Consider the following 16,650-nt stretch of genomic DNA (forward strand, 5'->3'; position numbering starts at 1 on the left):
TCAGATGACGTCTGCGCCGTCCAATCCGTCCGCACCGGGGCTGCCGTCGGCCAGTCCGTCGCCACCCTTGACGCCATTGCCGCCGATGCCTCCGGTGCCGTTTCCGCCGTCGCCGCCCCTGCCACCACTCCCGTCGTTGACGGCGTCGACGAACACGCCCCCGTTGCCGCCGCCTCCGCCATTGCCGCCGATGCCAGGTGTGACCGTGGCGGCACCCACGCCGCCGTCGCCGCCGTCGCCGCCGTTCGCACCGATGCCGCCGGCACCACCAGCGCCTCCGGCGCCACCAGTTGCCACGGCATCCCTGACATCGGTGCCCTGCGCGAAGATTTCGGCGCTGCCGCCGTTGCCGCCGGCGCCGCCGAGGCCGTCTGCGATGCCGCTCGCACCACCGGAACCACCTTCGCCGCCAACAGCGGTGCCGCCGGCGAAACTGGACTGCTCGGCAAGAATCGCGGCTGTACCGCCTTGGCCACCGTCGCCCCCGAAGGTCCCGGCGCCGCTGTCGCCGCCCGCGCCGCCCGTGGCGGTGCCGTCAACAGCCGGGTTGTCGCCTGGGCTGAACCCCTGGGCGCCCACGAAACCGTCGCCTCCTCTCCCGCCGGAGTGCCCGTCGGCACCAATGCCACCGGCACCTCCCAGAGCGGTCCCGACAGCTCGGCCGCCGATCGCACCGACACCGCCGAGGCCACCCTCACCACCGATACCGCCGCCGATACCGCGACCACCACCGCCGCCGGTGGCGTCTCCGTCGGTGCTGGCACCGTCGTACGCGATGAGCTGGCCGTCGCTTCCCTGACCGCCGAAGCTGCCAGGACCGTCGCTGGCCCCGCCGTCACCACCTGTCGCCTCACCGGCCACCGTGCTGCCCATCCCCTGGCTGCGCGCGGTACCAGATCCGCCGTGCCCTCCGGTACCTCCGTCGATACCAGCACCGCCGGAGCCGCCAACTGCCCCAGCGATGTTTGTGCCACCTGCGCTGGCAAATACCTCTCCGGACCCACCGATACCGCCCGTGCCACCGGTGCCGGCACCGCCGGCACCACCCGTCGCATCACCGTTGGCAGTAGTGTCCGCTCCGTCAGCGGACACATGACCGTCACCACCGGCACCGGCGATGCCTCCGGCCTGGGCCGCTCCGCCGTTACCGCCCTTGGCGCCTCCGTTGGAACCGGCAGCGTGGCCGCCGTTCGTAGCCTCGACCCTTGCCACGCCGCCGTCCCCACCGGCGCTGCCCGCCTCGGCGCCTGACCCACCGGTCCCGCCGAGAGCCTGGCCGGTCGCAAAGCTGTCCGCATCGGCGGCGCTGATGATGCCTGAGCCGCCATGACCACCAGCGCCACCATCGACACCGAAACCGCCGGTCCCGCCGGCGGCAACAGCGCCCAGCACTTCAGCACCGGAGGTTGCCTCGACGGTGCCCGCACCGCCCGCGCCGCCAGTGCTGCCCGCACCGCTACCGGACCCGCCGTCCCCGCCGGTAGCGCTACCTGCGGCGGCGCTACCCGGGCCATCGGCAGTCACACGGCCCAGACCACCGGCACCGCCCTGTCCACCGGTGCTGCCGCTCCCGCCGGCCCCGCCCCGCACGCCGCTGCCGGACCCGGTTGCCCGTCCACCGCCGGTTGCCTCGACGTCAGCATTGCCACCCGAACCTCCGCCGGCACCGTCAGCGCCACCGCTTCCCCCGTCGCCGCCGACCGCGACTCCGGCCGCAGTGCTGTTGGCGCCATCGGCAGACACCGTGGCAGAACCGCCCTCGCCGCCGGCGCCGCCGGGAAGACCAGCGGCGCCAACCGCACCACCGCCGCCGCCGTGGCCACCGCGGGCGGATCCGTCGACAGTTCCGCCATTGAATGCGCCGACACCGCCGAAGCCGCCGAAGCCGCCGTCACCCCCAGCCACACCGCCGGCACCAGCCCCGCCCGCGCCGCCCATGCCGCCCACGGCGTTACCTTTCGCAACGCTGCCGTTAAACGAATAGAGCTGGCCAGCGCCACCCTCACCACCGTTGCCACCCGCACTACCGTCGAAGCTCTCACCGCCGTTCCCGCCGCTGCCACCGGTGGCGGTACCGCTGACGCTGCCACCGCCATTTTCTGCGGCCACCACGCCTTGGCCGCCGCTGCCGCCCAAACTCCCGCCGTTGGCCGTACCACCGCGGCCGCCGCTGGCGACGCCGGTCGCAGTGGCGTTGTCGCCCCCCGCGCCGATAATCCCGTCGCCTCCGTCCCCGCCGACGCTGTCAACGCCCGCGGCTGAACCACCGGCCCCGCCCACAGCCGTGCCGCTGGCATGCTGTCCGGTGCCGTCGATGAAGCCTCCGACGATCTCACCGTCGCCACCCCCACCGCCGACGCCGCCGTCCGCCCCTGCGCCACCGTCGCCCCCGGTCGCTGAGCCTTCGGCGCTGCTCACCGCACCCGCCGACGTGGCCTTGCCGTCACCCCCGGAGCCACCGGCGCCACCACCGGTGGCCTGACCACCGGCACCACCCCGAGCACCTCCGTTCGATCCGACGGCATCACCTCCGGCGGTGGCTTCCAGGCTGCCCTGGCCACCGCGTCCGCCGGTGCTGCCGGTGCCGGTGGCCGACCCGCCGATACCTCCGGCAGCGGTGCCGGTCGCAGTGCTGTCCGCATCGGCAGCGCTGACGGTGCCGGCGCCGCCCTCCCCACCGATGCCACCTTGGATGCTTGCACCGCCGGTACCTCCGACGGCGACACCGTCGGAGACGACGCCGCCCGAGTTCGCTTGCACCGTGCCGGCGCCGCCCTGCCCGCCTTCGCCGCCAGCACCGGCACCAGACCCGCCGGTCCCACCGGTGGCGCTGCCCGTTGCAGCGCTACCCGGGCCCTCGGCAGTGAGTTGACCAGTACCCCCGGCTCCGCCTTCGGCCCCGTCGGAACCGGCGCCACCGGCCCCGCCCCACACCCGGCTGTCTGCGCTGCCGGCACGGCCGCCGTCGTTCGCCTCGATGGCACCCTCGCCACCGGTACCCCCGGACGCACCTGCTTCACCGCCGCCACCTCCGGTGCCACCGCGAGCGGTGCCGGCAGCGGTGCTGCCAGCCCCTTCGGCAGTGATCTGACCGATGCCGCCAGCACTGCCGGCGCCGCCGGAATTACCGGCTTGGTCACCCGCGCCACCCGCACCGCCGGCCCCGCCGGTAGCGCTGCCGCTGGCGAGACCACCGTCGGCCGCGCCTACCAGGGCACTGCCGCCGGCTCCGCCGTCCCCACCTCCGGCACCGGCACCACCGGCGCCGCCCGCCCCGCCCATGCCGCCGGTCGCCGCGCCGTCGACCGATGTGTTGCTGCTGAACGACTGCAGGTGCGCGTCCCCGCCGTCGCCGCCTTGACCGCCGATACCGCCGCTGGTGCCGGCCGCGCTAACGGCTCCGCCATCTCCGCCGGTTGCGGTACCGGTGGAAGCGGCTCCGTTGACGCCGATGACGGTGGCGTCGCCGCCAGTTCCGCCGGAGGTGCCCGCGCCGCCGGCGCCGCCGATCCCCCCGGTAGCTGTTCCTGAGACGTCGCCGCCGAAGGCGCCGAGCCCGGCCAGTCCGCCCGAACCGCCCAGCCCGACGCCGTTGGCCTGACCCCCGAGGCCACCGGTGGCGATGCCGTCAACGGCACCGGCGGTTTCGGCCGTGACGATGGCGTCGCCGCCGTCACCGCCGAAGCTGTCAGTGCCGCTCGCCGCGCCACCTTCACCGCCGGTGGCGCGGCCGGCAGTAGTGCTGCCTGCACCGTTGCTGGAAGCAGTGCCATAGCCGCCGCTTCCGCCGGTGCCGCCGTCAGCGCCGGCGCCGCCAGCCCCGCCCTGCCCGTTGGCGCTGGTGACGCCGCCCGCCAGCGCCTCGACCTTGCCGTATCCACCGGCACCGCCGGTCCCACCAGCGGTGCCACCCGCTCCGCCGGTGCCCCCGGTCGCCGCACCGGTGGCGGCGCTGTTCGTCCCGTCGGCGATAACCGTGCCGAAACCGCCGACTCCGCCCGCCCCGCCCACGGCGGTGTCCGAGCCGGCGCCTCCGGCACCGCCCTCACCGCCGGTGGCGGTCCCGGTGGCACTGCCCCCATTGACTTCCTGGACCGAGGCGCCGCCGCCACCGCCCCCACCGCCGCCGCCGAGGCCGGGTCCAGTAGCTGTTGCCGTGCCGCCGGCACCGCCGCCGCCGCCCGTGCCGCCGTGCGCGTTCACCCCGACGCCTGCACCGGAGCCGCCGCCACCCCCGCTACCACCAGCACCGAAGGTGCCGCCGTCGGTGCCGGTCCCACCCGTTCCGCCGATTCCTCCGGTGCCGCCAGACTGAGGCTGGTCACCGACAATGCCGGTGCCCTCGCCACCCCTGCCGCCGACTCCGCCGGTGCCACCCGCGCCGCCGCCAACATCTGCGACGCCGTGACCGCCGTCGCCGCCCTCGCCTCCGCCACCGCCTCTACCGGCCTGAGCGGACGGACCCCCGGCGGCTCCGGTGCCACCGGTGCCGCCGGTGCCGCCGGTGCCACCTGTGCCGTTGACGGCATCAACGCCGACGTTGCCGGCCGCACCGGCCTCGCCACCGGTCCCACCTGAACCACCGGCTGCACCGTCTCCGCCGTTGGTGAAGGTGGGATCGCCCGCCCCGCCTTGCCCGCCCTGACCCCCGATACCGCCATTGCCCCCGGCGCCGGCAGCGCCGCTCGGAGCGCCGGCATCACCACCGGTACCGCCGGCACCGGCATCGCCGCCCCGACCGCCGACGGTCGCACCGGTGGCGGCGCTACCGGTCAGACCCTTGCCGCCGATGCCGCCGTCGCCACCTTTTCCTGCCTCCCCGCCGGCACCGGCACTGCCGCCGACGCCGCCGGCGCCCTGCCCGCCACCCGTACCTCCGTCACCACCACGGCCGCCGTCACCGCCCTGACCCGGACCGCTACCTGTGTCGTCGGCACCCGCCGCACCCGTGCCACCCTCGCCCCCGGTGCCACCGGCTCCGCCGGAACCGTTGACGCCACCGGCCGAGTCTCCGCCCGTCCCGCCCTGGCCGCCCTGGCCACCGGCAGTGCCGGTGCCGCCCACCGATGCCGGCGTCTGGCCCGCGCCACCGGTTCCGCCGATACCGCCGTTGCCACCGGTCCCCGCTGCGCCGGCGACACCACCGATCGCAAAGAATCGCGCTGCGCCCGCGGCACCGCCAACGCCGGCGTTGCCGCCGTCGCCGGCATCACCTCCGGTGCCACCCGCGACACCCGCGCCGACGCCGCCGGTGCCACCGTTGCCGCCCACTCCGCCAGTGCCCCCGGCGCCGCCATCACCTGAGCTGCTCAACAAACCCCAGCTGCTGCCACCAGCGCCGCCGGCGCCGCCCGCACCGCCGTGCCCACCGTTCTCACCTACCGCGCCGGCCACCGTCGTCGCGGCACCGGTGTAGCCGCCACCCCCGGTGCCACCGGCCCCGCCCTGACCGCCGACCGACCCCAATAAAGCCCTGTTGGCACCACCAGTGCCGCCTGTTCCGCCAACACCACCGGCGAATGTCGCGCCGCCGGAGCCACCCTTGCCGCCGGCGCCACCGGCCCCGCCCGAACCGCCTAACCACCCACCGGCACCACCGTTGCCACCGACTCCACCGGCTAGACCAGCCGCTCCGACACCGCCTGCCCCACCGGCGCCACCATTCCCGAACAGGCCTGCGTCCCCACCCGCCCCTCCGGCACCCCCACCGGCTGTTCCAGAGCCACCGTTTCCGCCGCTGCCGAACAGGAGCCCGCCGGGACCACCGGCAGCTCCGCTTCCCGGCGCCCCACTGGCACCGTCACCGATCAGCGGACGTCCCAGCAGCTGATTGGTCGGGGCGTTGATCGCTCCTAGCACGTACTCCTGCAGCGCCTGCAACGGCGACGCGGCGGCCGCTTCGGCGGCGGCATACGCGCTTCCGCCCGCCGCCAAGGTCCGCACGAGCTGCGCCTGAAACAGTGCCACCTGCGCATTGATCGCTTGGTACTCCGCGCCCAGCGTGCCGAACAGCCGCGCAATAGCTGTCGATACCTCGTCCGCGGCGGCCGCGGTGACCTCGGTGGTCGACGCAGCGGCTGCCGTGCTCACCGACTCCAGAACCGACCCAATCCGGGTGAGATCTCTCGAGGCCGCAGTCAAAGCGTCAGCTGTGGCGATCACAAAAGCGGACAAGGCGGGACTCCCGTCGGTCGGATCTCATTAACCGTCCCGCAAGTATTCGACGAGAAGTCGCGGCCGAACCGCGTTTCGGCGAATTTCTAATCTTTGTTTTTCATCTGGCAATCGTCTACCGCGCAAACGATTTCGTATCCGCTGCGGGCACACGCTGCCGCGGGGACTTCGCCGCGGGCCGCGTCGCTCGAGGCACGAACCACGCGGGCCGGACAAGTCAAATGATGGGCAGCCCAGCAGCGCGTCAGTCGCACCCGGAGTCACGACCTGCGCGGTAACGCTCTTCCATCATCGCTGTCGTACCCCTTCTTTACAGTGGCGGCTGTGTTCCTCACCGGCGGCAGGATCGTGTACAGCGCATCGGATCTCGCGTCCGCCGCGCGGTGCGAATACGCGTTGTTGCGGGATTTCGACGCGCGACTGGGCTGGGCGCCCGCCGTCGACGTCGAGGACGAGTTGCTGGCCCGTACCGCCACGCTCGGCACCGAACACGAGCAACGCAGGCTCGCGGAGTTGCGCGACGAGTTCGGCGACGGACTCGCCGTTATCGGCCGTCCGGCCTACAGCCACGCCGGACTGACCGCGGCAGCCGATGCGACCGCGCGCGCGATTGCCGACGGCGCGGCGGTGGTCTACCAGGCAGCGATGTACGACGGCCGGTTCGTCGGGTTCGCCGACTTCCTGATCCGCGACGGTGACCAGTATCGCGTCACCGACACCAAGCTGGCTCGCTCGCCCAAAGTCAGCGCGCTATTGCAGCTGGCCGCCTACGCCGACGCGCTGGCCATAGCGGGGGTGGCGGTGGCCGGTGAGGCGGAGCTGATACTGGGCGACGGCACGGTGGTGCGCTATCCGGTCGATGACCTGATTCCGGTCTACCGGTCCCAGCGCGCGCACCTGCAGCTGCTGTTGGACAAGCACCACGCCGCCGGCAGCCCGGTCCGCTGGGAAGACGAGCAGGTGCAGGCCTGTCTGCGTTGCCCGCTGTGTGAGGAGCAGTTGAAGGCGCGGGATGACCTGCTGTTGGTTGCCGGCATGCGAATCAGCCAGCGCGACAAGCTAATTGAAGCCGGTATCGGCACGGTCGCCGAGCTGGCCGGGTATCGCGGGCCTCCTCCAGATCTGGCTCCCAGCGTCTTGGACAAATTGTCCGCGCAGGCCCGGCTACAAGTGCGGCAACGCACCTCCGGTATCCCCCAATACGAGATCGTCGACTCGCAACCCTTGACCCTGTTGCCGGAACCCAACCCGGGAGATTTGTTCTTCGACTTCGAGGGTGACCCGCTGTGGACGGCTGACGGCACGAGTTGGGGGCTGGAATACCTGTTCGGCGTGCTGGAGGCCGGGCCGGCGGGCGCCTTCCGTCCGCTCTGGGCGCACAGCCGCGTCGACGAACGCCGGGCGCTGCTTCAGTTCCTGGGGATGGTCGCCAAGCGGCGCAAACGCTATCCCAACATGCACATCTACCACTACGCGCCCTACGAGCGCACGGCGTTGCTGCGGCTGGCCGGGCGCTACGGCGTGGGCGAGGACGACGTCGACGATCTGCTGCGCAACGGCATCCTGGTCGACCTTTATCCGTTGGTGCGTAAAAGCATTCGGGTGGGCGCGGAGTCAGTGAGCCTCAAAGCTCTGGAACCGCTGTACATGGGAGCGCACCTACGGTCCGGCGAGGTCACCACCGCCGCCGCCTCGATCAACTCCTACGCCCGCTATTGCGAACTGCTCGCCGAGGGCAACTCGGACGACGCAGCGACCGTGCTCAAACAGATCGAGGAATACAACCACTACGACTGCGTGTCAACGCGAGAGCTGCGCGACTGGCTGCTGTTGCGCGCCTGGGAAACCGGTGTCACGCCGGTGGGAGTCCAGCCGGTGGCCGAGCACGAGACCGTCGAGGACCACGACGAACTCGCTTCGACCCTGGCGGATTTCACCGGGGATGCCGCGGCCGTCGGTCGGACACCGGAGCAGACGGCGGTCGCGCTGGTGGCGGCGGCGCGCGGTTATCACCAGCGCGAGGACAAGCCGTTCTGGTGGTCGCATTTTGACCGGCTGAACTATCCGGTCGAGGAGTGGTCGGACAGTACCGACGTCTTCGTCGTGGCGCACGCCGAGGTCGCCGTCGAATGGAACATGCCGCCGCGGGCCCGCAAACCGCAGCGGCAGTTGCAGCTGACCGGTGAGTTGGCGCGCGGCGAGCTCAGGGGTCAGGTCTTTGCGCTCTACGACCCGCCGGCGCCGGCCGGCATGACCGATAACCCGGACCGTCGGGCGGCCGCGCCCGCCGAGGTGGTGGAGGTCGACGATCCGATACTGCCGACCACGGTGGTCTTGCGAGAGAGAGCCGGCGCCGACGGGGAGATTTTCGAGCAGCTGCCGTTCGCCCTGACTCCGGGCCCGCCGGTGCCCACCGCCAAGCTGCGCGCATCGATCGACGCCACCGCCCGAACCGTGGCCTCCGGCCTGCCGCAGCTACCGCGGTCCGCGCTCGTCGACGTGTTGCTACGACGAGAGCCGCGCACCCTCGGTGATGCGCCGCTGCCCCGGACCGCGGACACCGTCGCCGATCTCACCGCGGCAACGCTGCGTCTGGACTCCTCCTACCTGGCCGTGCACGGCCCGCCGGGAACCGGCAAGACCTACACGGCCGCCCAGGTGATCACCCGGTTGGTAACCACGCACGGTTGGCGTATCGGTGTGGTCGCGCAGTCCCACGCGGTGGTGGAGAACCTGCTGGACTGCGTGGTCGAGGCCGGGTTGGACCCGCAGCGGATCGCCAAGAAGCGCAACGGTCACGCCGTGAAGCGCTGGCAGCAGATCGACAGCAGCACCTATCCGGTGTTCATCGCCGAGACGGCGGGATGTGTGGTTGGCGGCACGGCTTGGGACTTCGCCAATGGCAATCGGGTGCCGCCGGGGAGCCTGGACCTGCTGGTCATCGACGAGGCCGGCCAGTTCTGTCTGGCCAACACCATTGCCGTGGCACCCGCGGCGGCCAACCTGATGCTGCTGGGCGATCCGCAACAACTGCCGCAGGTCAGTCAGGGCACCCACCCCGAACCGGTCGATATCTCCGCGCTGGAATGGCTGGTGGACGGCCAACGCACGCTGCCCCCGGAGCGCGGTTACTTCCTGGACCTGTCCTACCGGATGCATCCGGATGTGTGTGCGGCCGTCTCGAAACTGTCCTATGAAGGCCGGCTGCACTCCCACCTCGAACGCACCACCGGGCGCCGGCTCGCCGGATACTCCCCTGGCGTGCAGGTGCTGCCGGTAGGGCACTACGGCAATTCGACGGACAGCCCCGAGGAGGCGCAGGCGATCGTGGCTGAAGTCCGGGACGTGCTGGGTCGGTCGTGGACCGACGAGCACGGCACCCGGGCGCTGTCCGCCGCCGACGTCATGGTGCTCGCGCCGTACAACGCCCAGGTGTCCCTGATCCGCCAGCAGCTGGCCGCTGCCGGGTTGGGCGGCGTCCGAGTGGGCACCGTCGACAAATTCCAGGGCGGGCAGGCGCCGGTGGTCTTCATCTCCATGACGGCCTCCTCGATCGATGAGGTGCCCCGCGGCATTTCATTCCTGCTGAATCGGAACCGGCTGAACGTGGCGATCAGTCGCGCGCAGTATGCGGCGGTGATCGTGCGCTCAGAGTTGCTGACGCAGTACCTACCCGCCACCCCGGCCGGGCTGCTCGAGCTGGGCGCGTTCCTGGCGTTGACGGGGAGTTGACCGGGGGTGGGATCCGACGTGGGAGTACCTGTTCGGCAGCGGTCCGGGAACCATGGCGGCCGGCCCGCTGTGCGCCGTTCCGCGCGGACCGCGAGGCCAGGCGTCCTCCGTCGCAGCAGGCGAACGCCGGGTCAGTGCCACCACCGGTTTGGTGTCGGATTCATCGGCGCTGAACGGTTCGCGGCGCAGGATGTATTCAACGTACTCGTCGTCGTCCTCCTCGTACGCGCCGTCATCAATGTCGTCCGCGAACACGTCACCGGCCGGGTGGGCAGCGTCGGACCGGCGCGCGCCCCGCACCAGCAACAGCGCGGCGATGATCCCGAACAACGCGATGAACGCCGGCAGCAACATCGACTGCGACATCGCGGCCGAGAAGGGCTCGCGCAGAAACTCCGGCAGCTGCAGCGTCGTGTCCTCGCCCGCCGACTCGGCCGCATAGGGCAACTCGGCGCCGATGCGCCACGTCATGAAGGCGGCCATGCTCGCGCTACCCAGGACCGCGCCGAGCTGGCGGGTCGCGTTGTACACACCCGACCCGGCGCCGGCCCGCTCCGGCGGCAGGTTGCGGGTGGCGGTCGCGGCCAGGGGCGACCAGATGAACGCCATCGAGGCACCGAGGGCTATGAACACCAGCACCAGCCGCCAAACCGGCGTGGCCGGATCCAACTCGAACGACAACCAGGTCAGCGACGCTGCCAGCAACGAAAAGCCGAAGCCGAGCATGGGCACCGGATGGGTCCGGTCGATGTACCTGCCGACGATCGGTGCCAGCACCCCGCTGGCGATGGCCATCGGCGCGAGCAGCAGCGCCGACTCCGTTGGCGACAATCCGCACACCGACTGGGCATAGAAGGTCACCGGCAGCATCGTCGCCGTGACGGCGAACGAGATGACGGCGACACCGACGTTGCACACGCTGAAGCCCCGGTCGCGGAAGATCTCCAAGGGCACCAACGGCGCCCGGCGATAGATCGACTGCCAGTAGACGAACGCCGTCATCAACCCGACACCGGCGACCAGGACGGCCCAGATCCACGGCGCCCAGTGCGCGGACTGACCCTCCTGCAGGCCGAATACCAGCAGAAACATGCCGACACCGGACAAGCCGACACCAACGAGGTCGAAGCGGCGGGAATGGACGGGCAGCACCGGGACCAGCCAGGCGGCCAACGCGACCGCGATGATGCCGACCGGCACGTTCACGAAAAAGATCCACTGCCAGCCCAGCGTGTCGACCAGCATGCCGCCCACCAGCGGTCCGACCAGGCTCGCGACGCCCGCGGTGGCGCCCCACATACTCATCGCCGCGCCGCGCCGATCTGCCGGGAAGATCCGGGTGATCGTCGACAACGTCTGCGGGGTGAGGATCCCGGCGCCCACGCCTTGCACCACGCGTGCCGCGATCAGTGTGGCGGCGCTGCCGGACAGACCGCACCACACCGAGGCGAGGGTGAATACCACCAACCCGATCAGGTACAGGTTCTTCGGGCCGAAACGGTCCCCGAGGCGGCCGGAGACCAGCAGCACCACCGCGTATCCCAGCAGGTAGGCGCTGGTCACCCAGACCACGGTGCTGTAGCCGATCCGCAATTCATTCATGATCGTCGGATTGGCGACGGCGACGATCGTCGAATCCACCATGATCATGAAAAATCCGAGGATCATCGCCCACAGCGCGGCCCACGGGTTGCCGGACACCCGGCTGGTCGCTGTGCTCATGTTCGCGCCTCGTTTCGAATCCAGCCCGCATTATTCCCCGCCGCGCAGTTCGACGACGACGCCAGGGCGACTGTGACGGGTCTCGGCGCGGGAACACGCTCCCCGACCACGACGTTTCTCTCGGGAGTATGTGAGGTTTCCGGCCCAGCGTGTTTTCTGCTGCCAGGCGGTTAGCCTGAAGAGACGCCGTCCCCGAGAGAGGCATCGATGTTCTTTCGACGCAAGAAGTCAACACCGGAACTGCCGGCGGGCGAGACCGCCGGCCGCCCGAAGATGTCCTCGCGAGCGCTGGCTCAGGTCATCGAACGCAGTTCGCACATCCAGGGACCCGCGGCCGAAGCCTATGTGTCCCGCCTACGCCACGCCGCACCCGGTGCCGATCCTGCCGAGATCGTCGGCCGGCTCGAGAAGCGCTACGTCTCGGTGGTGACGGCCAGCGGTGCCGCGGTTGGCGGGGCCGCGACCTTCCCCGGCATCGGCACCCTGGCTGCGCTGTCCGCGGCCGCCGGGGAAACCGCCGTCTTCCTGGAAGCCACCGCGCTGTTCGTCCTCGCGCTGGCCTCGGTGTACGGCATACCGCTCGACGAGCGGGAACGCCGTCGGGCCCTGATACTGACTGTCCTGGCCGGTGACAACGGCACCGGTGCGGTCTCCGACCTGATCGGTCCCGGCCGGACCAAAGGCGGCTGGGTGTCCGAAAGCATGGCGTCGTTGCCGCTGCCGGCGCTGTCGAAGTTCAACACGCGGATGCTCAAGTACGTGATGAAGCGGTTCGCGCTCAAGCGCGGCGCGCTGATGTTCGGCAAGCTCATGCCGGTCGGAATCGGCGCCATCATCGGTGCCATCGGCAACCGGGTGGTGAGCAAGAAGATCGTCCGCAACGCGCGGTCGGCGTTCGGCCCGCCGCCGGGGCGCTGGCCGGTCACCCTGCACCTGCTGCCACCCGTCCGGGATGCCAGCTAAAGGTTGTCGGTCTCGCTGGCTAATCGCGGGTGAGGCGCTAGCCTTTATTGGGTCAGAACAGGTCGGAACCATCAACCGGCCAGCCAGGGTGTGAGGCGGCCCGCCCAGCCGGGACGCACGACGTCGCAAGCGTCGCGTGAAGCGCTTGCAGGACAAAAGAATTGAGGCGAACAGCGGTCGTGGCCAACATAAGTTCACCATTCGGGCAAAACGAGTGGCTGGTCGAGGAGATGTACCGCAAGTTCCGCGACGACCCCTCGTCCGTCGACCCCAGCTGGCATGAGTTCCTGGTCGACTACAACCCCGAGTCCGCGCACGAAGACACCACCAAGCCCAGCACCGCCGAATCCAAGCCGGCCGAATCTCCCGCGCCGGAGGCCAAGCCCACCCCGGCGGCGAAGCCCGCGGTCCAGCCGGCCAAGAGCACCGCGGCGGCAGGCAACGGCGCACCCGCCAAGGCCGCAACGAAGGCCACCCCGGAAGCCGCCAAGGCGCCGGCCAAGCCCGCAGGCCCCCAGCCAGGCGAGGGCGACGAGGTGCAGGTGCTGCGCGGGGCCGCCGCGGCCGTCGTCAAGAACATGTCGGCCTCACTGGACGTGCCGACGGCGACCAGCGTGCGCGCCATCCCGGCCAAGCTGCTGATCGACAACCGGATCGTCATCAACAACCAACTCAAGCGCACCCGCGGCGGCAAGATCTCGTTCACCCACCTGCTGGGCTACGCGCTGGTGCAGGCGGTCAAGAAGTTCCCGAACATGAACCGGCACTACGCCGAGGTCGACGGCAAGCCGACTGCTGTCACACCAGCCCATACGAATCTCGGTCTGGCGATCGACCTGCAGGGCAAGGACGGCAAGCGCGCGCTGGTGGTGGCCGGCATCAAACGGTGTGAAGAATTGCGCTTCGCCGAATTCGTCTCGGCTTACGAAGACATCGTGCGGCGCGCCCGCGACGGCAAGCTGACCGCCGAAGACTTTGGCGGCGTAACACTTTCGCTGACCAACCCGGGAACCATCGGCACCGTGCACTCGGTGCCGCGGCTGATGGCCGGCCAAGGCGCCATCATCGGCGTCGGAGCGATGGAGTACCCCGCCGAATTTCAGGGCGCCAGCGCCGAACGCATCGCCGAACTGGGCATCGGCAAGCTGATCACCCTGACCTCGACCTACGACCACCGCATCATCCAGGGTGCGGAATCGGGTGACTTCCTGCGCACCATCCACGAGATGCTGCTCTCGGACGCCTTCTGGGACGACATTTTCCGCGAGTTGAGCATCCCGTACCTGCCGGTGCGCTGGAGCACCGACAATCCGGACTCCATCGTCGACAAGAACGCCCGGGTGATGAACCTGATCGCGGCGTACCGCAACCGCGGCCACCTGATGGCCGACACCGACCCGCTGCGCCTGGACAAGACCCGGTTTCGCAGCCACCCCGACCTCGAGGTGCTCACCCACGGACTGACGTTGTGGGACCTCGACCGGGTGTTCAAGGTCAGCGGCTTCGCGGGTGCGGAGTACAAGAAGCTGCGCGACGTGCTGGGACTGTTGCGCGACGCCTACTGCCGGCACATCGGAGTGGAGTACACCCACATCCTCGACCCCGAGCAAACCCGCTGGCTGGAACAGCGGGTCGAAACCAAGCACGTCAAACCGACTGTGGCACAACAGAAGTACATCCTGAGCCGGCTGAACGCCGCCGAGGCCTTCGAGACCTTCCTGCAGACCAAGTACGTCGGGCAGAAGCGGTTCTCGCTGGAAGGCGCGGAGAGCGTCATACCGATGATGGACGCCGCGATCGATCAGTGCGCCGAGCACGGCCTGGACGAGGTCGTCATCGGCATGCCGCACCGCGGCCGGCTCAATGTGCTGGCCAACATCGTCGGCAAGCCGTACTCGCAGATCTTCTCCGAGTTCGAGGGCAACCTGAACCCGTCGCAGGCACACGGCTCCGGCGACGTGAAGTACCACCTGGGCGCCACCGGCGTGTACCTACAGATGTTCGGCGACAACGACATTCAGGTGTCGCTGACCGCCAACCCGTCGCACCTGGAAGCCGTCGACCCGGTGCTCGAGGGCCTGGTGCGGGCCAAGCAGGATCTGCTCAACCACGGCGCCACCGACACCGACGAAGCCAAGGCGTTCTCGGTGGTGCCGATGATGCTGCACGGTGACGCCGCGTTCGCCGGCCAGGGCGTGGTCGCCGAGACGCTGAACCTGGCGAACCTGCCCGGTTATCGCGTCGGCGGCACCATCCACATCATCGTCAACAACCAGATCGGTTTCACCACCGCACCGGAGTACTCGCGCTCCAGCGAATACTGCACCGACGTCGCCAAGATGATCGGCGCCCCGATCTTCCACGTCAACGGCGACGACCCCGAGGCGTGCGTCTGGGTGGCGCAGCTGGCCGTGGATTTCCGGCAGCAGTTCAAGAAGGACGTCGTCATCGACATGCTGTGCTACCGCCGGCGCGGGCACAACGAGGGTGACGACCCGTCGATGACGAACCCTTACATGTACGACGTCGTCGACAACAAGCGCGGCGTCCGCAAGAGCTACACCGAATCCCTGATCGGCCGCGGCGACATCTCGCTCAAGGAGGCCGAGGACGCCCTGCGCGACTACCAGGGCCAACTGGAACGGGTGTTCAACGAGGTCCGCGACCTGGAGAAGCACGGCGTCCTGCCCAGCGAGTCGGTCGAGGCCGACCAGATGATCCCGGCCGGGTTGGACACCTCGGTGGACAAGTCGCTGCTGGCCCGCATCGGCGACGCCTTCCTGGCCCTGCCGGAGGGGTTCACCGCCCACTCGCGGGTGCAGCCGGTGCTCGACAAGCGGCGCGAGATGGCCTACGAGGGCAAGATCGACTGGGCATTCGGTGAGTTGCTGGCGCTGGGTTCGCTGGTCGCCGAGGGCAAGCTGGTCCGGTTCTCCGGGCAGGACACCCGCCGCGGCACCTTCTCCCAGCGGCATTCGGTGATCATCGACCGCAGCACCGGCGCCGAGTTCACCCCGCTGCAGCTGCTGGCCAGCAACAAGGACGGCACCCCGACCGGCGGCAAGTTCCTGGTCTACGACTCCCCGCTGTCGGAATACGCGGCCGTGGGCTTCGAATACGGCTATACCGTCGGCAACCCGGACGCGGTGGTGCTGTGGGAGGCGCAGTTCGGCGACTTCGTCAACGGCGCGCAGTCGATCATCGACGAGTTCATCAGTTCCGGTGAAGCCAAGTGGGGCCAGCTGTCCACCGTCGTGCTGCTGCTGCCGCACGGACACGAAGGCCAGGGCCCCGACCACACCTCCGGACGAATCGAACGGTTCCTGCAGCTGTGGGCGGAGGGGTCGATGACGATCGCCATGCCGTCCACCCCGGCCAACTATTTCCACCTGTTGCGCCGGCACGCCCTGGACGGGGTGATGCGGCCGCTGATCGTGTTCACGCCGAAGTCGATGCTGCGCAACAAGGCCGCGGTCAGCGACATCAAGGAATTCACCGAGATGAAGTTCCGGTCGGTGATCGAGGAACCCACCTACGACGAGGGCGACGGCGACCGCAGCAAGGTCACCCGGATCCTGCTGACCAGCGGCAAGCTCTACTACGAGCTGGCCGCCCGCAAAGCCAAGGACAAGCGCGACGACATCGCGATCGTGCGCATCGAGCAGTTGGCCCCGCTGCCGCGCCGGCGGCTCGACGAGACCCTGGACCGCTACGAGAACGCCAAACAGTACTTCTGGGTGCAGGAGGAGCCTGCCAACCAGGGCGCGTGGCCGTCGCTGGGGCTGACGCTGCCCGAGGTGCTCCCGGAGAAGCTCGGCGGGATCAAGCGGATCTCCCGTCGGGCCATGTCGGCGCCGTCCTCGGGCTCGTCGAAGGTGCACGCGGTGGAGCAGCAGGAGATCATCGACACCGCGTTCGGCTAGCCGTCTGCTCGTCGGGGTTGATTCTGCGCTCAGGGTGACGAAGTTCGAGTAACGCCCGCCGCCAGCGCAGAATCAATGCCCCGCAGTCACCCGGGACCGCCGGTACCGACTAATCTCTACCCGGAACCGACACGAG

Annotated in this window: 5 protein-coding genes; 3 read left to right on the forward strand and 2 right to left on the reverse strand. The window is 70.0% G+C overall.

What is annotated here, in order from left to right; translation table 11 throughout:
* Positions 1-6,090, reverse strand: coding sequence for a PE family protein (locus ACZYZ9_RS13160; RefSeq protein ID WP_463826831.1), 6,090 nt, complete (start codon positions 6,088-6,090; stop codon positions 1-3).
* A gap of 408 nt (positions 6,091-6,498) precedes the next feature.
* Between ACZYZ9_RS13160 and ACZYZ9_RS13165 the strand changes: the two genes are divergently transcribed.
* Complete coding sequence (locus tag ACZYZ9_RS13165) at positions 6,499-9,906, forward strand: TM0106 family RecB-like putative nuclease (protein WP_463826686.1); 3,408 nt, start codon at positions 6,499-6,501, stop codon at positions 9,904-9,906.
* Here the strand turns inward: ACZYZ9_RS13165 and ACZYZ9_RS13170 are convergent.
* Positions 9,844-11,628, reverse strand: coding sequence for an MFS transporter (locus ACZYZ9_RS13170; RefSeq protein WP_463826687.1), 1,785 nt, complete (start codon positions 11,626-11,628; stop codon positions 9,844-9,846). The two genes, ACZYZ9_RS13165 and ACZYZ9_RS13170, sit on opposite strands and share 63 nt — an antisense overlap.
* A 207-nt stretch (positions 11,629-11,835) precedes the next feature.
* Here ACZYZ9_RS13170 and ACZYZ9_RS13175 point away from each other — a divergent pair, with 207 nt between their 5' ends.
* Entirely contained in the window at positions 11,836-12,591 is a 756-nt protein-coding gene (locus ACZYZ9_RS13175) for a hypothetical protein (protein ID WP_463826688.1), read from the forward strand.
* A gap of 179 nt (positions 12,592-12,770) precedes the next feature.
* Positions 12,771-16,514, forward strand: coding sequence for a multifunctional oxoglutarate decarboxylase/oxoglutarate dehydrogenase thiamine pyrophosphate-binding subunit/dihydrolipoyllysine-residue succinyltransferase subunit (locus ACZYZ9_RS13180; protein ID WP_463826689.1), 3,744 nt, complete (start codon positions 12,771-12,773; stop codon positions 16,512-16,514).
* Positions 16,515-16,650 lie beyond the last annotated feature (136 nt).

The organism is Mycobacterium sp. IDUB_28 (genome assembly GCF_055419285.1).